Consider the following 26,090-nt stretch of genomic DNA (forward strand, 5'->3'; position numbering starts at 1 on the left):
ACGGCGGACTGTCGCAAGACCTGGCGCATCGCTCGGAGCTGCTTCGGATTTCTGCAGGAAAAAGCGCGCTCCCCGTGCAGAATGCGGCGATGCCTTTCGGCCGCTTTCGGGAGATCGCGCACAGAAACCGCGCCGCATCGGCGTCAGAATGCCTTCCATCGGGGACGTTCTCATACGCCCCGATCGCCGAAGGGAATCCACCATGAGAACCCGCGCTCCGCAGCACCGCATCCCGTTGCCGCTCACCCTGATGAGTCGCCCGCGGCGTTCGCGCAGCAAAGGGCTCGCCGCCGCGACGGGCCTTGCCGCCCTACTGCTGGCGGCCAGCTTTTACGCGCAGGAACCGGCCCGCAGCGGCCAGGCTGCCGCGCCCTTGCTGGCGACGCGCTAGAGCCCCCGCGTTCCCCTGCCGCTCGCTCAGGCCGCCAGGCACGGCCGATGGGCCTCGCAGCCGTAATGGCCTGCAGGCTCCCGCCCGCGGGGCGCCAGAAGACCCAGGGCACGCCTGGGCGAAACCAGCTGCCCGGCCAGGCAGGCATTGAACTGCCAGAAGAAACTGCCGCGGCGGAACTGCGCCCGGGCCTCGCGCACTGCGCCCGGCAAGCGCCGGCTGCGCAGCCCGGTGACATCCATCCAGGCGCCCACCTGCAGCAGGCCCGCCGTCTCGCCCAATTCCCAGCGCGGCAGCAGCTGCATGTGGAAGTCGATGGCCTCCATCGCCGGCACGATGCGCGCCGCCGTCCAGCCCCGCGCCAGCAGGAAGGGCTTCATCGCTCCCGAGCTGCTGAAGGTGAAGGCCCGATCTGCACGGTACTGCGGCGCCACCAGCCCCAGGTCGTGGAACAGACAGGCCATGGCCAGCTGCTCAGGGTCGCAGCGAATGCCGAAACGCTCGGCGTAGCGCCGTGCCAGGAAATGCGTGCGCAGCGTGTGGTGGAACAGGCGGTCGTCGAAGGCGGCGCGCACCAGCGCGCCGGCCTCGGCGACGATGCGGGTGTCGGGCATCTGCGCCCGGAGCAATGCGTCCATCGTTCGGCCTCGTGCAGAAGGAATCGGCACAAGGCTAGGCGCCGCCATCCGGCGGCGCCTTGATATTTATCAAGCCGCGAACAGGATCGGCTTCAGGAATCCCGCGAAGAGCACCAGGAAGCCGCCGACCTCGCCCGCGATCAGCGCCACCATGTAGAGCGTGATGAAGGCGCCGGGCAGCGTCGCGGCACCGAGGCGGTGCGGACGGCGCAGCTGGTTGTCGGTGTCGCGCAGCATGCCGTGGACGGCATACATCATCACCGCCGAGGCGAAGAAGACGATGGGCACCGCCACGGCCCAGGCGTTCACGGCCGCTGGCCAGGCGCTGAGCTTGGCGAACTCGGCCAACACCAGGCAGGCGAAGGCGTACATCAGCGCAGTGCGGTGGCAGATGTCGACATACACCGGCGCCTGCGCGTCCGGGCTGTTCATCATGCAGCGGTATTTCCAGATGCCGGTGAGAAGGCCGGTGAGGAAGAACAGGCCGCAGCCAAGCTGGGCGATCTGTACGGCGGTCAGCATGTCTGCGGTCCCTTCGTGTCGTTGGAATGGTTCAGGCCGCGGCGCGCTGCCGCGAACGGTAGAAGCTCTTGCCGCAGGCATTCTGCTGGTGCCAGTAGGCCTTGTGCAGCAGGGTCAGCGGCGGAATCCAGAAGCGGCTCTCGTCCAGCGGCGTCACCGGCGCCTGCGCCCCCAGGCGGATCTCGGCGCTGACGATGCCCGGTCCTTCGGCCGTGTTGCGGCGCGCCAGCACGCGGCCGGCGGCATCCACGATCTGGGTGGCGCCGACGAACTCGGAGGCGTGGGCCACGCTGAGCCGCGTGCCCGGCAGCAGCAGGAAGCGGCTGCGGAAGCGGCCGCAGTGCGAGGCATGCAGCACCGGCACGCCGAGCCGCCTGGCGAATTCCACCGGCGCTTCCTCGGAGAAGCCGCGGTTGATCTCGTGCAGCGGCCGCAGCAGCGGCGTCAGCAGCGGCCAGTTGGAGGGAATGGTCCACCAGTGGTTGCCGGTCATCGCCAGGCCGATGCGGCCGCGCAGGCGCTTCACGGTCTGCGTGCGGATCAGCTCCCAGCACACCGCGGCACCGACACCGCCGAGGTCTGTATCCATGAAGCCGTCATCGTCGCCGGGCTCGTAGAAGCAGTTCTCCCACATCGTCGGCAGGTCCTTGTCATGGCTGAACCAGCGGCCGTCCGGCTGCACGAAGAAATAGGTGTTGTACACGCCGCCGCCGCGCCGCAGCACCATGGAGCCTCCGATGTAGCCGCGGTGCCGCTGCGCCAGCCCGATCATCATCTCCAGCGCGGTGTTGTTCCGCTCGTCGACGGCCTGGTCATGGAACGGCTCGTCGTAGTACACCGGAGAGGCGAAGAACTCCGGCAGCGCGACGATGCGGGCACCGGCGGCGAAGGCCTGTTCCGCATATCCGCGAGCATCGCGCAGGTTGCCCGCCAAATCGCCGGGGCGCCCCTGCAGTTGCACCGCGGCTACCTGGATCGGATCGGGAGACATCATGGCGGCTGGACTCGACTTGGCCTGGGATGCCGCGCAATCTACCCGGCGCCATGCCCCGACACTTGCCCAAACCGGCTGCCGCCCCCCCGGAGCCCTCTCCCCTCATCTGCCTATGGCCCGAGCGCCTGCTGTTCGTGGGCCGCCTGGGCGAGGTGGCGCCGCACCGCCACGCCGCCACGGTGCTGCTGGTGGCGCTGCAGGGCGAGGTGCGCGTCCGGCTGTCCGCCGAGCGCTCCTGGCGGCAGGCGCAGACCGCGCTGGTGCCGGCCGGCTGCATGCACGCCCTGGACCTGCGCGGCGGCATCACCGCCGTCTACTACAACGATCCGCACCGCCCCTTCCACCCCGCGATGTCGGCGCGTGACGCCCGCGAGCCGGCCTTCGAGTTGCCCGGCGGCGCGGCGCTGCGCCAGGCCCTGCAGGACCTCCACGAAGCCCCGGCCCAGGGCGGCGCGGCCCTGGAGCAGGTATTGGCCGATAGCCTGGGGCGCTACTCTCCCTCCCCGTTGCTCGACGCACGCGTGGAAGCGACCATCCGCCTGATGCAGGCCGACCTCGGCGAGAACCTGCCGCTGGCCGCGCTGGCGGAGGCCAGTACCTTGTCGCCCAGCCGCCTGCAGCACCTGTTCCAGGACCAGACCGGCGTGCCGCTGCGCCGCTTCCGCATCTGGATCCGCTTCCGCCGCGCACTGGAGCGCATCGCCGCCGGCGCATCGCTGACCACGGCCGCCTTCGACGCCGGCTTCGCCAGCTCCACCCACTTCAGCCATGCCTTCAAGGCCATGTTCGGCGTGTCCCCGGCCAGCGTCCTGGCGGGCGCCAGCGCCCCGCTGATCCTGGCCCGGCCCTGACGAATCCGGGGTCCAAGCGCGACTTTTTCCTCGTTTTCACCTCGAATATGACGAGCGCGAGGTGACAACCCCCGCGGGCCCCGGGTTAGGTTCTTCATTGCCGCCGGGGGGCGGCGCCATAGGGAGAGCGGTCATGCGCCTGGCGACCTTCAACGTCGAGAACATGTTCCAGCGGGCCAAGGTGATGAACCTGGACGACTGGAAGGACGGCAAGACCGTACTCCAGGACTACGCCCAGCTCAACGAGCTGATCCAGGAGCCGGTCTACAGCGCGGCGACCAAGAAGAAGATCCTGACGATCATGCAGCGCCACAAGGGCCTGATCGCCAATGGCGCCAGCGCCTACATCCGCCTGCGCGACATCCGCGGCAAGTTCCTGCGCAAGCCCAAGGGACAGGCGGCTCAGGTGGAGGCCTCCGGCCGCCTGGACTGGATCGGCTGGTTCGAGCTGGTGACCGAGGCGGTGAAGGAGACCGCCACCGAGAACACCGCCCGCATCGTGGACCTGCTGCGCGCCGACGTGCTCTGCGTGGTGGAGGCCGAGGACCGCACCGGCCTGCGCCGCTTCAACGACGACGTGCTGCCCGGCGTCACCGCCAAGCCCTACGCGCACGTCATGCTGATCGACGGCAACGACGACCGCGGCATCGACGCGGGCCTGATGAGCCATGAGGGCTACGACATCGTCTCCATGTGCAGCCACGTCGATGACGAGGACGTCGAGGGCCGCGTGTTCAGCCGCGACTGCGCCGAGTACGAGATCGAGACGCCCCAGGGCAACCGCCTGCTGGTGCTGGTCAACCACTTCAAGAGCAAGGGCTACGGCGGTGCCGCGGCCTCGGCCGAGAAACGCCGCCGCCAGGCCGCCCGCGTGCGCGAGATCTACGAGCTTCGCGTCAAGCAGGGCTTCAAGTACATCGCCATCGCCGGCGACCTCAACGAAACCCCCGATGAACCGCCGATGGACCCGCTGCTGCGCAACGGCTCCGACCTGGTCGACGTCATGGCCCACGGGAAGTTCGAGGGCGACGGCCGCGAGGGCACGCACGGCAATGGCACCGCCTCGGCCAAGCTGGACTACATCCTGATGTCGCCGAAGCTGGCCGCCAGGGTCAGCGCCGGAGGCATCGAGCGCCGCGGCGTCTGGGGCGGCAAGAACGGCACCCTGTTCCCGCACCTGCCCACCATGCTCAGCGAGAAGGATGCCGCCTCCGACCATGCGGCCCTGTGGGTGGACTTCGACGTCTGAGGGCCAATCCCGCTAGCATCGCGCCTCACCTGCCGTCACGAGAAGCGCATGCGCGACATCCTGGTCCTGGGCCGCGAGGCCGGCCTGCTGTTGAAGGAACGCGGCGAGAAGATCGCCGTGGCCGAGACCTCCGCGGGCGGCCTGATCGCGGCCAGCCTGCTGGCCCAGCCCGGCGCCTCGGCCTACTTCGCCGGCGGCGCCATCACCTACTCCGCCCGCGCCATCCGCGGCCTGGTCGGCATCTCCACCGACGAGATGCGCGAGCGCGGCATCCGCTCCAGCTCGGAGCCCTATGCGCAATGGCTGGCGGAAGCGGTGCGGGCCAAGCATGGGCGCATCGCCTGGGGCCTGGCGGAGACCGGCGCGGCCGGGCCGCAGGGGAATCCCTATGGCGATCCCGCCGGCCATACCTGCCTGGCGGTCCACGGTCCGTTGCAGCTCGTGCGCACGCTGCGCACCGGGGCCGACGACCGCGTGGAGAACATGTGGGCCTTCGCCGAAGCGGCGCTGGCGCTGCTGGTGGAGGCACTGGAGACGGCGCCAAGGTGGGTGAAGGAGAAGTAGCCCGCCTGAAGACCGTTCGTGCTGGGCTTGTCGAAGCATGAACGGTCCGCCAGCCGAACCGGTCGCCCTTCGACAGGCTCAGGGCGAAAGTTTCAGAGGCAGGGATGGATCAATGCCGCTCCACCCCGTAGCGCCAGCCGCCTACCGCCAGCGGCAGCGCCGCCAGCGCAAGGAAGGCCCCGTCCCAGCCCGAATCCACCAGCAGCATGCCGATGATGCCGGCGACGCTCAGCAGCGCCATGGCCAGCACCCGCCAGAGGGTTTTGCGGGCCCTCATGCCGGTACTCCGTCGGGCAGCGGGAGGCGCTTGCGGCGGCGGTCCCACCACAGCCAGGCGCCGTTGGCGGTGATGAACAGCGTCAGCCAGGTACAGGCGGTCCACAGCAGTTTCAGCGCCAGGCCACCGTAGTCGCCGAAATGCAGCGGCTGCGACAGCGAGATCAGCTTGATGTAGCCGGGAACCCGGGGAACGATCGGCACCTCGCCGGTCTTCGCATCCACGATCACCACGCGGAACAGGCGCTCGTCCACGCCCTCGCTGCCGACCAGCAGCGCGGTGTAGTGGCGCGGCGTGGAGAACTCCGTGAGCGGGTAGATCATCGTACTCACCGTCCAGCCCTGCGGCGCCGCGGCCTGCGCGATGGCATAGGCGCGGTCCACGCCCACCGGCGGATGACGCGCATCCACCGGCTCCATGCGCTCGGCCTCGGCGCGCAGCGGCCCCAGCTCGGTCATCTGCCAGATGCCGATAGCCACGGAGTTGAAGCCCAGCAGGAAGCCGGTGACGGTCACCACCAGCGCCCAGCCCAGCACCAGGGCGCCGATGAAGTGGTGCAGGTCCAGCTGCAGCAGGCGCGCGCCCTTGCCGCGGCGCAGGACGCCGAAGGCGATGCGCCGCACATAGGGCGCATAGACCACGATGCCGGACAGCAGCGACAGCAACACCAGCAGCGCGATCAGCGCCCCCACCAGTTCGCCGGCGGGGCCGAGGAACCACTCCGCATGCAGCTCCAGCAGCAAGCCCGTGAAGGTCATGCCCGGATCGGGATCGCCCGCCGGCTGCGCCGTGACCAGGTCGGTGAAGCGGACCTTGGCATCCTCGAAGCTCCTTGCTCCCCGGGGCCCCGTCACCACCAGCATCACGCCGGGATGGTGTTCCGGGTCCAGGCCGGTGCTGAGCACGCGCTCGCCGGGATACGCCGCCAGCACGTTGGCGATGGACTCCGAGGCCGGCCGCTGCGGCGTCTCGGCCGCATGCTGCGACACCGGCACCGTGCCCAGGGCCTCGTCGATCTCCTCGTGGAAGATCAGCACCGTGCCGGTGAGGCACAGGATCAGGAAGGGAATCGTTGCGATCAGGCTGGTCCAGCGGTGCAGCCAGAGGTTGAAGCGGAACCAGCGGCCTGGGCCGCTGTTGCCGGCTGGGGTGGCGGTATTCATCAGTAGAGATTCTTCTGGTAGTCGTCTTTCAGCGTCTTTTCCATCAGGCCCGGCAGCTTCAGCGCGGTGCGCGCCACGCCGGCCATCAGGCCGCCCGACTTGCTGTGCAGCACATGCGCCTTGAAGATCGCCGCCGGATCCAGGTCCTGCGCCGCCGGCTGTGCCGGCCAGGGCTGCGCCCGCGCCAGCGCGGCGCTGTCGTAGAGTTCCAGCCGCGGCTGCGCGACGCAGGTGGCCAGCTTGGGCAGGCGTTCGGCGACGGTGAAGAGCGACCGCATCGCCGCATCGGTGGTCAGGCGAGCCGGCCCCGCCAGCCGCACGACGCGATGGCTGCCCGGGACCAGCACCGCTGCGGCCACCTGCGGCTGCGCCAGGATGTTGCGGAAGCTGTCGACGCGGCGATTGCCCGGCCGGTCCGCGAACCAGGCGTCGCCGCCGCGCATTTGCAGCATCGCCCCGCGCGGATCGCCCTTGGGGCTGACGTCGGCCCAGCCCTGCGGGTCCACCGTCGCCAGCGCCATGAAGCGGCTGGCGTCGACGAAGGCCGGGGCCTCGCCGGGAACATCGCCGCCCGGCTCGCCCTTCCAGAAGTCCGAGCGCATCAGCGCCTTGGCGCAATGCAGGTAGCACTCGCGCACCGATATCCCGGCGAAGCCCTCCGCCACCGACTCGACCTGGCCATTGACGCGCAGCGTCTCGCAGAGGCTGGGCGACAGGAACAGCCCGCCGAAGCCCAGGCCCGGCTGCGCCAGCTCCGGATGATCCAGCAGCGCCAGCGGAATGCGCAGCCGTTGCGCGTCCGGCGCCTGCACGAAGCCAGGCTCGCCGCCGCCGAGCGTGATGCCGATGGCGCGGCCGTCGCCACAGGCGGCGAACAGCAGCGGCGAGGTCTGCAGCCAGCGCCGCGAAGCGGCATCGAGGAAGTCGATGACCTTGAGGTCGCGCGGCCCCGGCACCTTGCCGACCACGGCCTCCAGCGCGGGGAGAGTCTCGATACGCTCAGTCATGGGCGACTCCGGTTGCGGCGGGCGGCAGCTTCGCCTTCCGTGCGGCGATGCGGGCCGTGATGGACTCGCGCCGGTCCGCCGGCAAGGCCGAATTGTCACGGCGCTGCACCCAGCCATCGTAGCGGCGGTACTGCGCCGCGGGAAAGCCGTTGCCGAGGCCACGCGGGCGGTGGTCGAAGAAGCCGCGCGGCCCGCCCCTGGAGCGGGGCTGGCCCGAGAGCCACGGCAGGGCCCGGCGCCCCGGCAGACGGCGCCACCACCAGGCGACGGGATAGACCGCGATGGCGGCGAACAGCACCAGGTCGACGGCGGTCCGGGAGGCCATGCGCGTCGGCTCAGAACTGGAATTCGAGGCCGCCCAGCAGGCGGCGGCCATACCCCAGCGCGGCCACTGCATCGCCGCGCAGCGCGGTGGTGTTGGCATCCAGCCGGTAGTCGCGGTCGGCCAGGTTGCTGCCGTTGAAGAACAGGCCCAGGCCGCGGTAGTGCCAGCGCAGCGACAGATTGAGCAGGGTATAGGCCGGAATCTGGTGATCGGAGCGGTTGTCGATCTGCGCCGAGGTCGCACCCACGCGCTGGGCCTCCGGCCGGATCAGCAGGTTCCGTATCGGCGCCCACTCCAGGGCCAGCGTCACGGAGTATTCGGGCGACTTCGGCAGCGGGTTGCCGCTGTAGTCCACCTCCTCGTTGCCCTCCTGCCGGACGAAGTCGACGAACTTGCCCTGGGCGATACCGAGGCTGCCGGTCAGGCGCAGGCTCTCGACGATGGAGGTTCCCAGCTCCAGTTCGCCACCGCGGATGCGCGAGCGGCCGGCGTTCTCGATGATCTGGCAGGTCAGCGGACCGACCGGGACCTGCATGTCGTCCCAGTCGGTGTGGAACAGGTTCAGCGCGAACTGCGTCTGACCGCCGCGCAGGCGGCCCTTGAACGACAGCTCGTAGTTGCGCGTACGTTCCGCGTCGAAGCTGTAGCGCTGCCCGCAGGCCAGGTGGTAACCATCGCCGCCGGGACGATAGCCCTCGGTGTAGGCGGCGCCGACGAAACCACCCTCGAACAGCTCGTAGCTGACCGCCGCCTTGGGCAGCACCGCCGAGAAGCTGCGGCTGACATCGGTTTCGCCGTCAGGCCCCAGCACGCCCGCGCCCTGCAGCAATGCCACGGCCGCTGCCGCAGCGGGATTGTCGCCGCCGAGGTCGTTGACCGAATGACGGCCGTTGCGCTCGTGATCCACGCGCAGGCCGGCGGTCAGGGTCAGGCGCTCGCGGGCCTGCCAGTCGACTTCGCCGAACAGGGCCTTGTTCTCGATGCGCGCCGGATTGTCCGACACCACCGTCACGCCGCCCAGGGGCAGCGTGCAGAGGATATCGAGCAGGCAGAGCTGGCTGGCATCCAGCAGGCCCGTCAAGGCGGTCAGGCCCGTCGAGTACTCGCCATCCTTGCCGTCGAAGTAGTACAGGCCCAGGGTGCCGCGCCAGGCCTCGCCGGTGAAGCTGGCGCGCAGTTCCTGCGAGAAGGAGCGCGAGTCCGCGACCTGTGCGATGTAGCCATCGTCCCGCTCGGTGTAGTCGACGTCCAGGTGCAGCAGCGTATGGGAGCGCGCCCAGGCGCTGACCGCGCGCAGGGTCCAGTCCTGGCCCAGCCGCAGGCGCTGGTCCAGCGAGTAGAGCCGGGCCTCGCCGTCGACCTCGCTGGGCTCGTCCGCGGTGGCGACACGCTCCGCCTCGCGCTCCTGCACGACGTAGCGGTTGCCGATCCTGCGGCGGTTGTCGGCGATGCCGGCAAGCACCTCGTAGGGGCCGTCGGCACCCAAAGGCGTGAGCTTGGCGCGCAGGCGGGTGCCGCGGCTGCGATCGCCGGCCCAGTCGTCCTCGTCGCGGGTTTCGTTGCGGATCTCGCCGTCGCTGCTGCGGTAGTCGGTGACCAGGCGGATCGCCAGCCGGTCCGGCCACAGGGTGGCGCCGAACGCCGCGGCGCCTTGCAGGGTATTGTCGTTGCCGGCACCCAGCCGCCCGCGGAACTCGGGAATGAAGCGGCCCTCCACCTGCGGCTCCACGGTGTTGATGACCACCGCGCCCGCCATGGCGTTGCGGCCCTGGCTGGTGGATTGCGGACCGCGGAAGACCTCGACCTGGTCGAGATCGAAGGCCGAGAGGTCCGCAAAGCCCATGGCCCCGCGCGGCAGGCCGACGCCGTCGACCACGATGGTGGTGGCGGTACCGTAGATCGTGCCGGCACCGACCAGGCTGGCACCGTAGCTGCCGATGCCGCGCATGCTGACGGTGCTGAGCCCCAGTTCGCTGTCATGCCAGCCGGCGTTGGGAGTGGAGCGGATCACGTCGTAGACATCGCGTGCGCTGCTGCGCTCGATCTCCGCCCCGGTCTTCACGCCCACGCTGGCGGTGGTGCGCTCGGCCTCGCGCTTCAGCAATTCGCCGGTGACCACGATGGTTTCCAGCCGGACCGCCTCGGGCGGGGGCTCAGGAGTCGCGGGAACCGGCGTGGGCTCCTGCTGCAGGGGGATCGTCTGCAGGGTGCCCGCCTCGCCGGCGGGCTGCGCCTGCGCCATGCCGGTGATCACCAGCGCCGCCCAAGGCAGGCAGCGCAGCACGCTCGATCCCATGGAATCCCCCGTTACAATTGATAATGCGTCTCAATTGTAACGGAGTGGAGGGTCCGGGAGGCGGCCTGTCCTCCATGGATACATGGGAAATGCGGCTCAACCCGGCGAGTCGCCGTTGCTGGCGTAGTCCTGCATGCCCTCCCGGATGCGTTCGCGGCCCTGGCGGTCATCGCCATACGGCGCCGGCCCGTCCCAGCGTCCCCAGTCGGCGCGATAGAGGCCGGAAGCCTGCTGGGCCCAGCCGGCCCAGCGCAGCAGGACTTCCTCCGGCAGCCCCACGGAACGGCCGTGGGCGCCCCAGCCGCGGTTGGATTCGTCCAGCGTGCGCTGCGAGGTCGGCAGGGCGGCCAGCCCTAGCGTGGCGTAGTCGACACCGAAGCCGGCCATGCCGCGCCGCTCCAGGAACACCTTCTCCGGCGGCAGCCTAGGCCGCCGCACCTGCAGGCGCCGGCCGTCCCAGGCGAGGGTCACGCGGCTGCGCCCCTGGAACACCGCCACGGTGCTGCGCCCCTCCGGGCTGTCCACCACCACCTGGGTGGCATAGTCCACGGTGGCGCCGCAGTTGCGCTCCACCACCGAGGCGCTGAGTCCGCCGCGGCGCAGGTCCACCCATTGCAGCAGGCGCTCGCCGCAGCTGCCGATCACCGTGTCGGTGCCGTTCCAGTTCAGGACCAGGCTGCGGCCGTCGGCCGATTCACGCAGGGAGTAGCGGTCAGGCCCCGCCGCGGCGATGTCCACCGCTGGCGCCGGCAGTGCGGCCTCCAGCACCGTCGCCAGCAGCAGGGCGACGGCTCCCGAAATGCCCGCGCTCAAGCCCGCACCGCCGTGCGCTGCACGGCCCCCCGGATATGCCCCATGACAGCCCCCGTCGTCCCGCCCTTCGCGGGACATGCATGCTTACGATGCAGGAAGCGAACCACTGTTTCCGCGCGCTGGCGCACACCGCGCCGGCCTTGCAAATCGCCCATCCGAACCATGCCGCCGAACACCCCGGAACAAGCCCCGCCCCTGCCGCATCCACGGTAGCAAGGACTCCCGCCGTGGTGCGACGCAGCCGATGACCGGGCGCCAGCAAGGGTTGCGCGGCGGACGGCCCGTCCGCGGGGGCCGCCCCCGCTGTCATGCTTAAGTCACATTTACCATCGACACCCTGGTTGGCCTCCCCGGAGCAGGCCTAGAATGACTGTGCATAACCATATTCACGGAACGCTTTTCGTTCCGTAACCCAGGGAAATGACGATGATTTTCAAAACCCCCCAGGTACGCGCGGCCTTGGCCGCAGCCCTTGCCCTGACCCTATTGGCCGGTTGCGGCAGCCGCAGCGATTCCGCTGGCGGCAGCAGCGGCGGCCCCAAGGAGGACATCGGCACGCGCAACGGCCGCACCTTCCTGATCAAGCCGGGCGAGAACGCCACGCGCGACATGGTGGCCGCCATGGTCCAGGCCGCCCCGGGCGACACCATCCAGTTCGACTGCGGCTACTTCGAGCTGAGCTCCTCCCTGAACCTGACCGACACCGAAGACGTGATGGTCAAGGGCTGCGGCAAGGACAAGACCGTCCTGTCGTTCAAGCACAACAACGCGCCGGAGGGCATCCTCGGCGTCAATGTCCACGGCCTGTTCATCCAGGACCTGACGGTGCTCGACACCGGCGGCAACGGCATCGAGCTGCGCGGCGTGGACCATGCCTCGCTGCGCCGCGTGCGCGCCATCTGGTCGTCCAACGGCGGCCGCGAGAGCCCCACGCCGATCACCGGCGAGAACGCCTTCGCCAATGAGGCCCGGCTGCTGAACGTACCCTGCACCGACCCTGCGACCCAGCCCCCGGGCACCCCGCTGGGCGATACCACCTCGCCGGACTACACCGTCAGCCCCAAGTCCGGCCGCTACGGCATCTACCCGGTCTCGTCCGAGAACATCCTGATCGAGGACTCCGAATCGGTCGGCGCTTCCGACGCCGGCATCTACGTCGGCCAGACCAACAACGCGATCATCCGCAACAGCCGCGCCGCCTTCAACGTCTTCGGCTTCGAGATCGAGAACGTCCGCGGCGGCGAGTACGACACCAACCTCGCCGAGTGCAACACCGGCGGCTTCCTGATCTACGACCTCGACGGCCTGCGCCAGTACGGCGACAGCTCGCGCATGCACGGGAACACCTCGCGCATGAACAACACCTACAACTTCACCTCGGGCGGCTTCGTCGGCAACGTGCCCTCGGGCAGCGGCATGATCACGCTGTCCTACGACCGCATCGACGTCTTCAACAACGTCTTCGAGAAGAACAACACCGCCGGCATCATCCACGCCAGCTACGAGCTGTTCCCGGAAGGCCTGGGCCGTCCGGTGGAAAACCGCATCGACTGGTACACCGAAGGCCTCCACATCTGGGGCAACACCTTCCGCGAGAACGGCAACAAGCTGCCCGTGCCGAGTGTCGGCGACCTGATCAACGGCGACGTCGCGCGCCTGCTGCCGGTGCTGATCGGCCTGAAGAACACCGCCGCCTGCTTGAACCCGCTGAACTTCCAGCACTGCCTGGGTGCCGGCGCGCTGGGCTACCGCGGCGCCCACATCATGTGGGACGGCCTGCTCGACACCTGGTCCGACTGCCCCTACCCGCTGGATGCCAACGGCAACAAGGTGCCGGCCGACAACCGCGGCAAGCCGCAGTTGGGCAGCGAGCACCCGAACCCCGAGTGCCACTACAACCAGTACAAGTTCGACAAGGAAAGCCACGAGCGCATCGTCCCCGACTGGTGGGCCTCCTGCATCGACGACGACAACGTCTTCGAGGGCCGCGGCGCCCGCTTCGCCAATTTCCACGGCCTCAAGGGCTTGGAACTGGTGATCGCCGCCGCCACCGCCGATCCCAGCAACCCCGCCGGCCTGATCGGCAACGTGCTGACGGGCCTGACCGCCACCGACCTGACCCAGCTGGCCTCCAGCTACGACATCAAGCCGCACCAGTGCGTGACGGCTTACGGCAAGAACCTGGAGAAGCTGCCGCCGGTGGTGATCTCCGAGTTCAAGCGCAGCGGCCAGTTCGACCCGGCCCCGAGCGACGCCGAGACCGCCAAGCTCTGCGGCGCCGGCAAGGCCGGCACCGTGAACTTCGCCGCCGCCGCGCGCGTGAACTGCCCGACGCTGGACCAGTACCAGCTGTTCGCCAACGCGCAGGACCCGCGCAGCGCGCCCAACGGCCGCGGCACGCCGTTCTCGCTGAACAGCAAGCTGTTCTCCGACTACTCGGTGAAGTACCGCCAGGTCTTCATCCCCGAAGGCAAGACCGCCACCTACCATGACGCCAAGGAAGGCGGCGCGGTGACCGGCGCCAACATGACCTTCGACTTCCCCGTGGGCACGGTGATCGCCAAGACCTTCACCTTCGCCGACGAGGCCGCGGGTACCGAAGTGCCGGTGGAAACGCGCCTGCTGATCAAGCGCGTCAACTCCAAGGGCGCCGTGCGCTGGGTGGGCCTGCCGTACATCTGGGAAGACGTGGACGGCAAGCGCGTCGCCAAGCTCGCGCTGGGCGGCGGCACGGCCTCGGTCCACTGGAAGACCACCGATGTCGATTCCGGCGTGACCCATACCGGCTCGACCCCGAGCTACCTGATCCCGAACGGCAACCAGTGCCTCAGCTGCCACTCCCGCGAGGATGGCGAGCCGGGCGCCGCACCGATCGGCCTGAAGGCGCGCTTCCTCAACAAGCCCTACCGTCCGGAGTCCAACTTCGTGAAGTCGGCGCCGCATGCGGTGACCGGCCACAACCAGATCGACTGGTGGTGCAGCAACGGCCTGCTGGCCGGCTGCCCCTCCGACCGCGGCCTGGACCCGGTGACGCAGATCGCCACCAAGCTGGAACGCATCCCGGCCTTCAACAAGCCCGGCGACGCCGGCTACCCGGCCGGCTCCGGAGAGGACATCGAGGCCCGCGCCCGCGCCTGGATCGAAGTGAACTGCCAGCACTGCCACAACGTGCGCGGCTTCGCCGCCAGCACCGGCCTGTACCTCGACTCCATCCGCAAGGTCGACAGCACCTACGGCATCTGCAAGCGCCCGACCGCCACCGGCCGCGAAGGCACCGATGAGGGTCGCCGCTTCCACGACATCAACCCGGGCAACCTGGACGACTCGATCCTGCCCTTCCGCATCGGCCCGACGGCGACCACCCCGGCCGCCCGCATGCCGCCGCTGGCGCGCAGCGTGGTCGACGAGGAAGGCTACGCCCTGGTCAGCCAGTGGATCCGCGACGTGGTCGTGGTGGACGAGGCCAAGTACCCGGGCTCGTCGAGCTGCGGCGAGAACTGAGCGGCATCGCGGTACTCCCGTCCCGAAAGGCCCGCGCAAGCGGGCCTTTCTCTTTCTTCCTGCCGCAAGGACCTGACAGTTCGATCAGGTTGCAGCGCCCCAAGCAGCGGCGCATTCTCCGTTCCAGGGGGCTGTACCAAAATCCGTCACCAGCAAAAATCAAGGGGCTGGGAATGGGCGTCGTCGGGGGAAGCATGAGCCGTCGGTCGTTCCTGGGCGCAGCGCTTGCGTCCGGCGCGGGCCTTGCGCTGCCGGGCTGCTTCCTGAGTTGCCGCCCTAGAGCGATATGCCCCGGTTCCCCCTTGGTGAGCCGCCTGGGTGCGCCACTGACGATTGACGCGCACTGTCACGTCTTCAATGGCAGCGACCTCCAGATCAAGGAATTCCTTTCCCGGGTTGCCGTCCGCCAGCGCGGCGCACTTGGCATTGGTGTGCGTGCCATCGGCGGCTTGCTCGAAACACTCGCCTGGAACGGCGCCCCCGATGGAGATCGCGAACTCGAGATGCTCGCCTCGCTGGAGAAGCAGCTCGCGCAATGCGGCGATGCTGAATTCGCAAATCAGATCGAGCACTACGGCGAGCTCCAGTACACGGTCGCCCGCAACGAATTGCACGAAAGGAACTCTGTGAAAAATCCGTACTGGATGGTCAAGATCGACAAGATGACCTGACATCCAGGTGCTTCAGAAAGGGCCGGGGGCCCGCTAGGGGGCTGGAGTGCCGCTATACATCTGCCTGCTGTGGCTGCTGCTGCTGGGTGCGGGGATCGGCTATTTGCTGGGATGGCTGCTGAATCGCCGTGACGACGCACCCGAACAGACTGATCCGCCGCCAACTCCGCCGCCTTGCCCGCATCCCTGCATCCTTGGCCTGACGCCCGCATGCGCAAAGGCCCTGGGTGAATGCGCTCGCCCCCTGCACCTTATGCAGATGAGGCCGGAGTGCATCGAACGAAAGCTCTGGCCGGCCTTCCGCGACAACCCTTGCGACATGCCGCGCAGGGACATCTATGAAAGCTGGCCCGAACAGGCCCGGCTGATCTGCGACGCCGACTTCGAGGCCTTGCGCGAGCTGCAGGCGATCCTGATTGGACCTCGCAACGATTCCCCTTCTGAGGCCCAGGCTCGCCCTCGCCTTGCCGAAGGAGGATTTGCGGACGTCGCGAACCTCGCCATCGTCGCCATCCTGCTTCTGGCGGGCCTCATTGCCCTGTACTGGTTTGCCTATTGCGGCGCCTGCGACCGACCCCTTCTCGTCGAGCGCATCCCCTACGTGGTTCGCGTGCCTGTGGATGTGCAAGTGCCGCCGGCGATCGTTTCGATCCCCTCCGAGGTGCTGTTCGAGTACGATCGCGCGGATCTCGGCGAACTGCAGCAGGCGCGTGCGCTGGATACGCTGGAGCAGCGCCTGTCCAGCTATTCCAAGATCAAGGTGACCAGCATCCGCGGTTATTCCGATCCCATCGGCGGCTATTGCTATAACGAGGAACTGTCGCAGCGGCGAGCGAACGTCGCGCGTGCGCTCATTGGCAGGCTCGCAGAGCGCGGCGCTATCGAAATCGAGCTCGCTTCGGACATCGTCGTGGAAGCGGGATATCCCGAGAAGTCCGCAATGCCTTTGTGGAATCACTGCCTCGACAGCCACCAACTGCGGCATCCCGCATCCGAGCGTCCGCTGACGAATCAGCGGCAGAAGGGAGCCCCGGTCAGGACCTGCAGCGTCGAACCCTCGCCACCCTACCCGGATCTGTATCTCGCGCCGATAGATCCCGCCGGACTCAAGGCCAGGGAACTGGCCTTGAGGGCGGCACACCAGCGTAACCTCATCGGTTGCCTATCACCCATGCGGCGCGTCGATATCGGCATCGACGGCACGCTCCGCCTCCCCGCCGACACCAGGATCACGCCGGCCAAGCACTAGCGGATGCCTCAGGCTCAGGGATCGTATCCATCAGCAGGAATCACGGGCAGCACGACATGAACAATGCAACGACGACGCTCAAGACGGTTCACGGCCGGTTGACGGACGGCGGCGACCCGAATGCCGCCCCTGCTACGCTCGCACCTTCGCTGCAGAGCGCCATACAGACGCTGCAGCAGAACTTCCTGAAAGCCCGCTGCGGCGCAGAGCAGGAAGCGCTCCGGTGGTTTCCCGTCATCGTCAGCTTCGAAGAGGAAGCAGAGGCCGACAACCTGCTGAGCGGGCTGGGACAGCTCCTGATGAAGCTCGTTCCGCTCCTGTCCCAGGCGGTCACCGGAACCGGAACCGCCGGAACGCTGCTGCTGCAGGCCCTGGAGACCCTGCGAAGCCGGGCCGATGCCGAGGTCACGATGGCCTTCGAGGAGGCTGCCGCCCTGATCGACCAGGGGTATCCCACGGTCAGCCGCCTCAACCGCTTCCTGCGATCGCTGGACCAGAGCGATATCCCCGAAGGTCTTTCGCCGGCGCAATGGCGCCGGTTCTTCGAAACCGTCGCCGAGGAATGGCAGAACCGCAGGAAGGAGCGGGGTGACACTGGCGATCCCGCAGCCAAGGACGGCGAGAAGGAGCAGGAGAGCAAGAAGGACAAGGGCAAAAAGACTGTCGCCAAACCCCAGGTCGAGCTGAGGCAATTCCACGGCTGGCTGGACTTCGCCGATCCCGAGCAGCACGACCGGGACGGCCCCAAGGAGATTTACAGCTTCCACGCCACGGGCCCCTGCTTCCTCAACGCACGCTATCTGCGCGGTCGGCTCGACATCCTGGGCCCTGACGGCGGCCAGCTGTTCACGGCATGGCTGGACGGAGAATCCCTCGAAGACTGGATGGACGGCGGAAGCAAGCCTTTCGACGTCTCCTACGCACCGGACCTGACCGGAGCGCTGCACTGCTCGTCTGGAACACAGGCCAGCGCCCGTTCCATGATCGTGCGAGGCCGCATTTTCCTGTCCAACGGAAAGCCCCTTGCAGATCGCATGCTGGCAGTTTATCTGCCGCCGCGAAGACCTCGCGCGCTGCCTTCCGACACACGCGAGCAGGGGCCCGGCGGCCCGGGGTCTTGCTGCGCGGACCACGAGGCCCTGCTGCCGGCAAGGCCCGAAATCGAGGTGCCCGTCGCCCTCGCCGTCGCCCAAAGCGACGACAGCGGCTACTTCTCCTTCGAATACCTCATGACCCAGGAGAATGCGGGTTGCGACCGCGCCCTGATCAACGTTTCCGGAGTGATCGCGTCCGTGGCGGTGCAACTCCGCACGCTGCCCGACGCACCCGCCTCTCACGGCTTTCCCGAACCCCTGCTGCTTTCCATCGAAGAGGTGTTGCTGGCCCCGGAAGCCGGAACCATCGCCAAACCCATCCAATGGCTGGACGACGAAAGTCAGGCCGGATGCGGCATTGCCTTCGATCAGCCCAACCGCGCGCTGGACGAATTCACCTTCCACAGCATCATTCGCACCACCGATCCGCTGGTGGTGCGAAAATCGGTTGCCTATCACGAATCCGACTCGAAGCCCCAAAGCATCGGAGCGGACGCCCTGTTCCGGACCCCGCTGGATCGCAGCAACGCCGTGGCCTGGGACGAACCGCCGACGATCGCCGAGGCGCAAACCATCAGTCATGGCCGCATTCTCAGCATCAAGCAGGTATGGCGTGCCGACGGATACTCACTCGGCGACCTGCTCTACTCGCTGCCCCTGGCCCCGCTGCAGAAGAAGAACATCGTCGTCATCGACTGGGACCGCCGCGATGCGGTCGAGCGCACCGAGGCCCTGCATTACGACGAAGCGCTGGAGAACCGCTGGGGACGCGAGCGTGACATCAGCGAGATCGTCAGGGCGACGCTGAATGAGACCCTGCGCGGACGCTCCGGGGCCGGATCCAGCAGCTTCGGAGCCGGCATCGGCTTCTTTGTCGGGGCAGTGTTCGGCGGAATCTTCGGGGGCTCGTCCAGTGCCAGCTCCAGCGCCAGTCAGGAGTCGAACAAGCAGCTATCCACCGATTCCATACACCAACTCCGCGAGCGCACGATGCAGAGTGCCGCAGCGGTGCGCAACCAGCGCGTTACCTCCGTCCAGCAGAGCACGCAGGGCGAGCGAGCCACCTACCTTACCGAGAGCGTGGCCAACCGCAATGCCTGCCATGCAATGACCGTGCAGTACTTCGAAGTACTGCGGCATTTCCGGGTCGAACATGAACTGGCCTCGGTACAGGAGTGCCTGTTCATCCCGCTGCCCATGACCATCTTCGATCGCGACAAGGCCTTGCGCTGGCGCAGCCAGATCGCCGAGGCCCTGCGCAAACCGGCACTGGGACCGGCACTGGATGCCTGTGAACGACTCGTGGAGAGTGCGAAGGATCCTGGGATCTATCCGCCAGGCGGCACCTATTCCTCCGATCCGATACTGGGCTTCGAGGGCGAGATGTCGCTGCTGCTCTCCTTCCCAGGCCCCGCCGATGCCCTGGCCGGCGACACCTACGCGGCGGACATCGAGCAGGCCTACGCGCCCTATCTGTGGACTAGCTTCGCCTATATCTGGCGCACGCTGATCGTCATCGTCGTCGATCGCAACGCGCGCGAGGCCGTGTTTCAGCAAAAGGTCGCGCCGTATGTGGCACAGCGCTTTGTTTCCCGGCTGAAGTTCGTCGCGAAGCTGGACGACGGCAAGGAAGTGGATCTCGCCCTCGAAGCCGCCCTGCTGAGCCCCTATTCCGCCGGCGGCATCCACCAGGTCAGCATCCGCCAGACCGCCGACACGCCGCTGGACATCGAACGCCGCCGGATCCGCTCGATCACCGTCTCGAGCAGCGAGCCGGCGCCACCCAATGCCAACACCCTGCTGAAATCCATTCATGTCCGGTACCGTACCGCACGGCTGTCCCACGTCCTGGTAAAGCGTGACGCCGAGGACAACAGCATCCGTGCAAAGGCAGCAGGCGCGGCCGGCCCCGACACCGCGTTCCTGCTGACACCAACCGACGCCGTCGAGAACCGCGATCCGAAGAAGGAGGACATCGTGGCGCAGTCCCGGCTGGTTCGCCACCTCAATGAGCATATCGAGTACTACCACAAGTCGATCTGGTGGCTGATGGATCCGGACCGGCGCTTCACGCTGCTCGACGGTTTCCTCGCGCCGCATTCGAGGGGGCGCAGCGTCGCCTCCGTGGTCGAGAATCGTCTCGTTGCCATTGTCGGCAACAGCCTCGTCATGCCTGTGGCCTCCGGCATCCGCCTCGACCGCTACCGCGACGATCTTCCGTGTGGCAAGGAAGGAGGCGCCGGGGGAGAGACCGATTCAGCCGGCGACCTGCTGTCGCTGTACCGGCCCACCGTGATCAGTCCCTCTATCCGCATCTCGATCCCCACCAAGGGTGTATTTGCCGAAGCGGTCATGGGCGGCTGCAACAGCTGCGAGAGGGTTGATGAATCGCGCAGGCAATTCTGGGACCAGGCCCTGCCGGACGAATTGCCCGCGCTCGACAGCACCTCCACTGCCACGCGGGTACAGACGACTCCGGACATGGAGGCCAAGTCGTTCCCCGCGCCGATCATCAACCAGGTGCAGACTGGCGTGCCCTCCGCACCCGACCCCAGCGGGCTGTCGAAGGTCCTCGATGTCCTGGGCCAGGGCGGAACCTTCCGCGACATGGCAGGACTGGAGGGTACTCAGCAGAATGCGATCCGCGCCCTGGAAGGTGCTTTCAACGGCGCCGGCAAGTTCGGCGAGATGGCCGCAGGGCTCATGGGCCAGAAAATGCTGATCGACCATGCCGAGAAGATCAAAGGCTCCATCAACAAGGACGCCGCCAAGGGCCGCGTCACGCCCGAGCAGGCGCAACGCTCTCTCAGCAAGCTGAACGATGCGCTGAGCGACCTGCCAGCCGATCCCCGCAGTAACCCGCTGCTGGACAACCCGAATCTCGGCAATGCCATTGATGCCGCCAGCCGCCGTGGCGAGAGTGTCCGCGTCGCCAGGGGCGACAGCTCCATCGACATCGGTGGATCCGCTGTGCCGGAAGCAGGTCCCTCGGACCCTCCTCCTGTCAGGTCCGGCAGCGGCATGAGGCGCGCCGTATCGCGCCTCCTGCTTGGCCAGCCCGCCCATGCCGCGTCGCCACAGGCCAGCGCCTCGATCCTGGCGCCATTCCATCTCACGCTGAGGCGCGATAGCAACCTCGCTACACTTTTCGGCTACAACGATTGGGTAACCGGCGAACTCTATGCGGGCGCGCCGGGCCCCGTCGGCACGCCGATGACCTTCCTGGCCTACACTCTGGAGCACCCCTATAGCGGAGGGCGCAATCAGGAGGAAGTCGAGGCAGCACTGGACCAGGTTCGCAAAGCCATCCTGAGAAGCGCCAAGGGCTCCCAACTCGAAAGCCTGCGGCGCGTGTGGCGCCTCAAGTACAGCATGGTCCCGGCCGGCGACTATCGAGCCAAGGTTCGAACCGACAACGACAACAACAAGTGGGGCCAGAACGCCTGGCGGATCGAACTGCTGGACACCGGCGATCAGAAGCACGTCCAGTTCCATATCGGCAACACGATACTGAACTCCACGGGCTGCATCATGGTTGGCATTTCCCGCGGGGAAAAGGGAAGAACGATCGACTCCGCTGGCGCGCTGAGGTCCATCCGGAACCTCTATGGCGAGAACAACGATCGCCCCATCCTCGTCCACATCGACGGTGGAGGCATGCCGGGCTGGAGCTGATCCCGCGGGATTGGTGAGCCCCCGAATCGCAAGCCACGGGGCTCCGGCCCGATGCAAGAGGCATGGCAATCCTGCTGACGAAGAAATACCGGAGAGAACGAATGAAATTCCTGGCAAGTTCCCGCAACTCACTGCCGTTAGCGCATGCGGTCTGCTGCAGCGTCCTGCCGCTGGTCTTTCTCGCAGCCTGCAGCAAAGCGGAAGCACCAGCCACCAAGCCGGCGGTCGCGCCGTCGCCACCCACTGCCACGGAGCAGCCTCCCGACTGCAGCATCGCCCAGGCCGTCGAACCGCGTCTCGCGAACCCCGAATGCGCCTATTTTCAGCCTGCCCCCGAGTCGGACGGCGGGGGACGCGACAAGACGCGCTTGGTCCTGTCACTTAAGTTCGGTACGGGAGCCCCCGAACTCCATGCGCTGGTGCTGGAAACGCAGCGACACGAGAACGACGGTGAACTGCCCAACGACTGCCATGCCTGCGGTGCCAGCTACACGCTATTGGTGGCGGAAAAGACGGAGCAGGGCTACAAGAGAGTCAAACGTGTCGAGGAATTTGCCGGCGGCGGCAGCTACGGCAATGGCCCCGGCATTGAAGTCCTTGAGTTCGGCCAAGGCCGGCTGGCCCTGCGCTTCCACCAAGCCTACTCGATCGGTGGCACATCATCCGAGTGGGAGGAATGGTACGAAATCCATCGACGTGGCATTACCGCCATGCTGGGCGACCATGGATTCATCTCGGCCTGCGAAAGGGGAAAGGAGGAATGCGAGGCCGCTCCGGAGGAGTGCTTCGCCTGGAAGGGCAGCGTGACCCCGCTGCCAGCCACCTCCACCAATGGTGAACTACGTGTCCGCTTCCAACAGAGCGGCAGGAATCGCCTCGGCAAGTTCCGCTTTGACGAAGTGCTGGAGTCGGCCGAAGGCACATTCGAAATTCCGTGGATGAAGGACTGCCGATAGTACCGCTTCCCTTCCTCGATCTATGGGCGAGCAGCCGTACCCGACGGCCACCGGGATGCGTACGGCAGCGGAAGGCGGGTTCGTTCATCTACCAGACAGCGGACACTGCTTCCTGAACCTGCAGCCGTACACATCGGTCGAAGCGAAAGAAACAGCTCCCAAGGACGGGACATGGCCTCACGACAACCAGGACGGTTCCTGGCGGCGTTCTGCGCCCTGACGCTGGCCAGCAGCCCGGCCCTGCCGACCCCGGATGCGACGTTTGCGCCGGACAGCCTCGACAGCAGGCCGGAGCTGTCACGCGGCGCCAAGGGCCTCCCGGTGCTGCGCGCCCAGGTGCTGCTCGACCGTGCCAGCTTCCCCACGGGCGAGATCGACGCGCAATTCGGCTCCAACATGGAGCGGGCGCTGGCCGCCTGGCAGCGGCGGCAGTTGCTGAAGCCGACCGGCCGCCTCGATGCGCCCAGCTGGAACGCTCTCGTCCGTGACAACGCGCCCGTGTTGGTGAACTACCGCATAACGGAAGCCGATGTCGCCGGCCCCTTCCAGGCGATCCCCGAGGACATGATGGAGAAGTCCAGGCTGCCGGCACTGGGCCATGCCTCGCCGGAGGAAGCTCTGGCCGAGCGCTTCCATGTCAGCCCGGAGCTGCTGCGCCTGCTCAACCCGGAGAAGGACTTCAGCCGCGCCGGAGAGGACATCGTCGTGCCCGAGGTCTCGCGTGCCGCCCTGCCTGCGGCATCCAGGATCGTGGTGGATCGCTCCGACCTGTCGGTCTCGCTGATCGACGACCAGGGCCGCACCGCCGCCCGCTTCCCCGCCACCATCGGCAGCCGCCACGATCCGCTGCCGCTGGGGCGCTGGAAGATCAAGGGCGTCTCGCGCAACCCGCCGTTCCATTACAACCCGCAGCTGTTCTGGGATGCGGAGGAGGGCCACGCCAAGGCAAGGATTCCCCCTGGCCCCAACAACCCGGTCGGCGTCGTCTGGATCGACCTCTCCAAGCCCCATTACGGCATCCATGGCACACCCGAGCCCGCCATGATCGGCAAGACGCAGTCGCACGGCTGCATTCGCCTCAGCAACTGGGATGCGGCCCTGCTGGCCGATGCCGTGAAGCCCGGCACGCCGGCCCTGTTGCAGCGCTGAACCGGAGCACCCGCCCATGCGCATCTTCTGGACACTGCTCGCCGGCCTCATCGTCGGCGGCATGCTGGCCCTGTGGTCGGCCACGACGCCGACCGAAGCCTCGGTCGGGACGGCGACACCCGCCATCGCCGCCGCACCGGCCGCCGCGCCGCCCCCGGCCGACATCCCGCGCCAGCCGGAATCGCCCGACACCCCGATAGACGCCGAACGCTCCCTGGCCTCCGAGCACAGGCCTGCGGCGTCCGCGCTGCAGATTCCGGTCGAGGGCATCGCCGCCGAACAGCTCCAGGACAGCTTCGCGGATGGCCGCGGCGGCACGCGCGTGCATGAAGCGATCGACATCCTGGCGCCGGCGGGTACGCCGGTACTGGCGGCCGCGGACGGACGCATCGTCAAGCTCTTCACCAGCGTGCCGGGCGGCCTGACGATCTACCAGTTCGACCGCGGCGAAACCCTGGCCTATTACTACGCCCACCTGCAGCGTTATGCCGACGGCCTGGCGGAAGGCCAGGAGGTCCGCCGCGGCGATGTGATCGGCCATGTCGGCTCCAGCGGCAACGCGGACCCGGCGTCTTCGCACCTGCACTTCGCGATCTTCATGCTCGGGCCGGAAAAGCACTGGTGGCAGGGGACGGCGATCAACCCCTACCCCCTGCTGACCTCGCGCGGTCCGCGGCCCTGAACGCCGCGAACCATCCCGCCGTCGCCGGGCGCTCCTGCAAGCCGAAGCCCCGCCCCTCGCGGTGGCGCACCATCACTGGCGGCGGCTGCCCTGCAGGCTCGCCACGCTTGCGCCGTCGCTTCTGCACGGCGAGGGGCGATCCCTCTCCATACCGGGGGTTCCCTCTCTCCTTTTTGCTCCCGGAAAACAAAAAAGCCCACATTGAGTCGGCTTTTTCATTTTTTGGCGGAGAGGGAGGGATTCCCCTGCGGGCCGGGCGCTGCCGCGCCTTCGAATCCCTCCCTCTTTCTTCAGATCCTGAAAAACAAAAAAGCCGACATTGAGTCGGCTTTTTCATTTTTTGGCGGAGAGGGAGGGATTCGAACCCCCGGTACGCTATAAACGTACGCCTGATTTCGAGTCAGGTACATTAAACCACTCTGCCACCTCTCCGGAGGGGCTTCCAGGGCTGGTTTTCTGCGAGAATCCAAGGCCCTGTGCTAGCGTTCGGACCAAGGCCAGACGCCGCGAAGGCGCGAATTCTAAATGAACCCAGCCGAAACGCCTACTCCTCCCTCGACCTTTCGCCGGATCCTGGCCTGGATCGGGCTGGGGCTGGTCGTCGGGGGGTACCTGACACTGTCCACCTGCTCCCCCCGGCTGACCGCCATGGACCAGGCCCGGCGGCTGGGCATCCTGCGGGTGGCCATGACCAACAGCCCGACCACCTACTACGTCAGCGGCGATGGCGCCACCGGCTATGAATACGACCTGGCCAGCAGCCTGGCCGACCGGCTCGGGCTGAAGCTGGAGGTGGTGCTGGCGGAATCCGCCCCCCAGGCCATCGAGATGGTGCGCAGCGGCCGGGCGCACTTCGCCGCCGCGGCGGTTACCGTCAGCGAAGGCCGCGAGCGCCTGGTGCGCTTCACCCCGCCGGTGCAGAAGGTGGTGCCGCAGCTGGTCTTCCGGATGGGCGAGCCCAAGCCCAAGGACCTGGGCGCCCTGCGCGGCCACCTCAGCGTCGCCAAGGACAGCGTCCATGCCGAGCGCCTGCGGCAGCTGCAGAAAACCGTCTTCCCGGCCCTGGTGTTCGACGAGGTGGCGGACCAGTCGACCGAAGACCTGCTCTATGCCGTGGCCAACGAGCAACTGGCCTATACCGTGGCCAACTCCGACCTGCTGGCCATCAACCAGCGCTACTACCCCAACCTGCGCGTGGCCTTCCCCATCGCCGTGTCCGAGGACATCGCCTGGGCCTTCCCGCTGGGCGATGACGACAGCCTGTTCGCACCGGTCAGCGACTACCTGCGCAACTTCGACCGCGACGAGCTGGCGCGCATCCGCGAGCGCCATTTCGGCCATATCGAGCAGGTCAACAGCTTCGGCGCGCTGACGCTGGCCATGCACACCGAGACGCGCCTGCCCACCTACCGCAGGCACTTCGAGGAGTGGTCGGCCAAGCACAACCTCGACTGGCGCCTGCTCGCCGCCATGGGCTACCAGGAATCGCAGTGGAACCCCCATGCCGTAAGCCCCACCGGCGTACGCGGCCTGATGCAGCTCACCACCAGCACGGCGGCACGCATGAAGGTGGCCAACCGCGAAGACCCGGTGCAGAGCATCCGCGGCGGCGCCGCCTACTTCCGCATGCTGATGGACGAGTTGCCGCCGGAGATCAAGCAGCCGGACCGCACCTGGATGGCGCTGGCCTCCTACAACCTCGGCATCGGCCACCTGCTGGATGCCCGCGTGCTGACGCAGAAGAACGGCGGCAACCCCAACCACTGGGTGGACGTGCGCGCTTCGCTGCCGCTGCTGACCAAGCCGCGCTGGTTCAGCCAGACCCGCTACGGCTACGCCCGCGGCTACGAGGCGATGACCTATGTCGGCAACATCCGCACCTACTACGACATGCTGGGCTTCCTCACCGGCGAGCCGACCCTCGACGAGAAGCCCGAGGAGCCGGCCGCACCGCCGCCGCAGAAGGACCCGCTCAACATCAATTCCCCGCTGCTGTAGTCCTGCGCCTCTCCCAGCGGGAGAG

The 26,090-nt window shown here is 67.6% G+C and carries 21 protein-coding genes and 1 tRNA gene; 12 read left to right on the forward strand and 10 right to left on the reverse strand.

The features are described 5' to 3' along the window. Window positions 1-202 precede the first annotated feature (202 nt). On the forward strand, window positions 203-391 hold the full coding sequence (locus C3942_RS07680) for a hypothetical protein (RefSeq protein WP_104229792.1): 189 nt from the start codon (window positions 203-205) through the stop codon (window positions 389-391). Between the two features lie 26 nt (window positions 392-417). On the opposite strand, the gene C3942_RS07685 is transcribed toward C3942_RS07680, so the two are convergent. The 3 genes from C3942_RS07685 to C3942_RS07695 all read right to left on the reverse strand — a co-directional run bounded on the left by C3942_RS07685 (window position 418) and on the right by C3942_RS07695 (window position 2,545). Next, window positions 418-1,029 carry an HD domain-containing protein gene (locus tag C3942_RS07685; RefSeq protein ID WP_165797372.1) on the reverse strand — a complete coding sequence of 204 codons (612 nt, stop codon included), beginning with the start codon at window positions 1,027-1,029 and terminating at the stop codon, window positions 418-420. Window positions 1,030-1,098: 69 nt separating this feature from the next. Beyond that, entirely contained in the window at window positions 1,099-1,551 is a 453-nt protein-coding gene (locus C3942_RS07690) for a hypothetical protein (RefSeq protein ID WP_104229794.1), read from the reverse strand. Window positions 1,552-1,582: 31 nt separating this feature from the next. Next, on the reverse strand, window positions 1,583-2,545 hold the full coding sequence (locus C3942_RS07695) for a carbon-nitrogen hydrolase family protein (protein ID WP_207766010.1): 963 nt from the start codon (window positions 2,543-2,545) through the stop codon (window positions 1,583-1,585). 50 nt (window positions 2,546-2,595) lie between these two features. Here C3942_RS07695 and C3942_RS07700 point away from each other — a divergent pair, with 50 nt between their 5' ends. From C3942_RS07700 to C3942_RS07710, 3 genes are all read left to right on the forward strand, one after another. Beyond that, a complete protein-coding gene (locus C3942_RS07700) occupies window positions 2,596-3,396 on the forward strand; it encodes a helix-turn-helix transcriptional regulator (RefSeq protein ID WP_165797373.1) in 801 nt (266 codons plus the stop codon). Between the two features lie 133 nt (window positions 3,397-3,529). Next, a complete protein-coding gene (locus C3942_RS07705; protein ID WP_104229796.1) occupies window positions 3,530-4,645 on the forward strand; it encodes an endonuclease/exonuclease/phosphatase family protein in 1,116 nt (371 codons plus the stop codon). A 48-nt stretch (window positions 4,646-4,693) separates the two neighbouring features. Next, on the forward strand, window positions 4,694-5,209 hold the full coding sequence (locus tag C3942_RS07710; RefSeq protein ID WP_104229797.1) for a CinA family protein: 516 nt from the start codon (window positions 4,694-4,696) through the stop codon (window positions 5,207-5,209). Window positions 5,210-5,318: 109 nt separating this feature from the next. Here C3942_RS07710 and C3942_RS22245 read toward each other — a convergent pair whose 3' ends face one another. From C3942_RS22245 to C3942_RS07735, 6 genes are all read right to left on the reverse strand, one after another. Then, window positions 5,319-5,486, reverse strand: coding sequence for a hypothetical protein (locus C3942_RS22245; protein ID WP_165797374.1), 168 nt, complete (start codon window positions 5,484-5,486; stop codon window positions 5,319-5,321). Then, on the reverse strand, window positions 5,483-6,649 hold the full coding sequence (locus C3942_RS07715) for a PepSY-associated TM helix domain-containing protein (protein WP_104229798.1): 1,167 nt from the start codon (window positions 6,647-6,649) through the stop codon (window positions 5,483-5,485). The genes C3942_RS22245 and C3942_RS07715 overlap by 4 nt, the downstream gene beginning before the upstream one ends. Continuing rightward, the gene (locus C3942_RS07720) at window positions 6,649-7,656 is read right to left on the reverse strand and encodes a pyridoxamine 5'-phosphate oxidase family protein (protein ID WP_104229799.1); all 1,008 of its coding nucleotides are present in this window, start codon (window positions 7,654-7,656) and stop codon (window positions 6,649-6,651) included. The genes C3942_RS07715 and C3942_RS07720 overlap by 1 nt, the downstream gene beginning before the upstream one ends. Beyond that, window positions 7,649-7,981 (reverse strand): hypothetical protein, encoded by a 333-nt coding sequence (locus C3942_RS07725; protein ID WP_104229800.1) that lies wholly within the window; start codon window positions 7,979-7,981, stop codon window positions 7,649-7,651. Before C3942_RS07725 ends, C3942_RS07720 begins: the two co-directional genes overlap by 8 nt. A gap of 10 nt (window positions 7,982-7,991) precedes the next feature. Further along, a complete protein-coding gene (locus tag C3942_RS07730; protein WP_104229801.1) occupies window positions 7,992-10,277 on the reverse strand; it encodes a TonB-dependent receptor in 2,286 nt (761 codons plus the stop codon). 96 nt (window positions 10,278-10,373) lie between these two features. Further along, window positions 10,374-11,090: a hypothetical protein gene (locus tag C3942_RS07735; RefSeq protein ID WP_104229802.1), complete on the reverse strand. Its 717-nt coding sequence runs from the start codon at window positions 11,088-11,090 to the stop codon at window positions 10,374-10,376. A 426-nt stretch (window positions 11,091-11,516) separates the two neighbouring features. On the opposite strand from C3942_RS07735, the gene C3942_RS07740 reads away from it, so the two are divergent. The 7 genes from C3942_RS07740 to C3942_RS07770 all read left to right on the forward strand — a co-directional run bounded on the left by C3942_RS07740 (window position 11,517) and on the right by C3942_RS07770 (window position 24,067). Further along, complete coding sequence (locus tag C3942_RS07740; protein ID WP_104229803.1) at window positions 11,517-14,591, forward strand: parallel beta-helix domain-containing protein; 3,075 nt, start codon at window positions 11,517-11,519, stop codon at window positions 14,589-14,591. 305 nt (window positions 14,592-14,896) lie between these two features. Continuing rightward, on the forward strand, window positions 14,897-15,262 hold the full coding sequence (locus C3942_RS07745; protein ID WP_243393537.1) for a hypothetical protein: 366 nt from the start codon (window positions 14,897-14,899) through the stop codon (window positions 15,260-15,262). 46 nt (window positions 15,263-15,308) lie between these two features. Then, window positions 15,309-16,511, forward strand: coding sequence for an OmpA family protein (locus tag C3942_RS07750; RefSeq protein WP_133164264.1), 1,203 nt, complete (start codon window positions 15,309-15,311; stop codon window positions 16,509-16,511). Between the two features lie 56 nt (window positions 16,512-16,567). Beyond that, window positions 16,568-21,280 carry a DUF5675 family protein gene (locus C3942_RS07755; protein WP_104229806.1) on the forward strand — a complete coding sequence of 1,571 codons (4,713 nt, stop codon included), beginning with the start codon at window positions 16,568-16,570 and terminating at the stop codon, window positions 21,278-21,280. A 62-nt stretch (window positions 21,281-21,342) separates the two neighbouring features. After that, entirely contained in the window at window positions 21,343-22,236 is an 894-nt protein-coding gene (locus C3942_RS07760; RefSeq protein ID WP_133164265.1) for a hypothetical protein, read from the forward strand. 171 nt (window positions 22,237-22,407) lie between these two features. Next, window positions 22,408-23,385 (forward strand): L,D-transpeptidase family protein, encoded by a 978-nt coding sequence (locus tag C3942_RS07765; protein WP_104229808.1) that lies wholly within the window; start codon window positions 22,408-22,410, stop codon window positions 23,383-23,385. Window positions 23,386-23,401: 16 nt separating this feature from the next. Then, on the forward strand, window positions 23,402-24,067 hold the full coding sequence (locus tag C3942_RS07770; protein WP_104229809.1) for a M23 family metallopeptidase: 666 nt from the start codon (window positions 23,402-23,404) through the stop codon (window positions 24,065-24,067). Between the two features lie 341 nt (window positions 24,068-24,408). Here the strand turns inward: C3942_RS07770 and C3942_RS07775 are convergent. Continuing rightward, window positions 24,409-24,499, reverse strand: a tRNA-Ser gene (locus C3942_RS07775). Between the two features lie 93 nt (window positions 24,500-24,592). Between C3942_RS07775 and mltF the strand changes: the two genes are divergently transcribed. Continuing rightward, window positions 24,593-26,065 carry a membrane-bound lytic murein transglycosylase MltF gene (gene mltF, locus C3942_RS07780; RefSeq protein WP_104229810.1) on the forward strand — a complete coding sequence of 491 codons (1,473 nt, stop codon included), beginning with the start codon at window positions 24,593-24,595 and terminating at the stop codon, window positions 26,063-26,065. Window positions 26,066-26,090 lie beyond the last annotated feature (25 nt).

It is taken from the genome of Solimonas fluminis (genome assembly GCF_002930645.1).
Lineage (GTDB): Bacteria > Pseudomonadota > Gammaproteobacteria > Nevskiales > Nevskiaceae > Solimonas_A > Solimonas_A fluminis.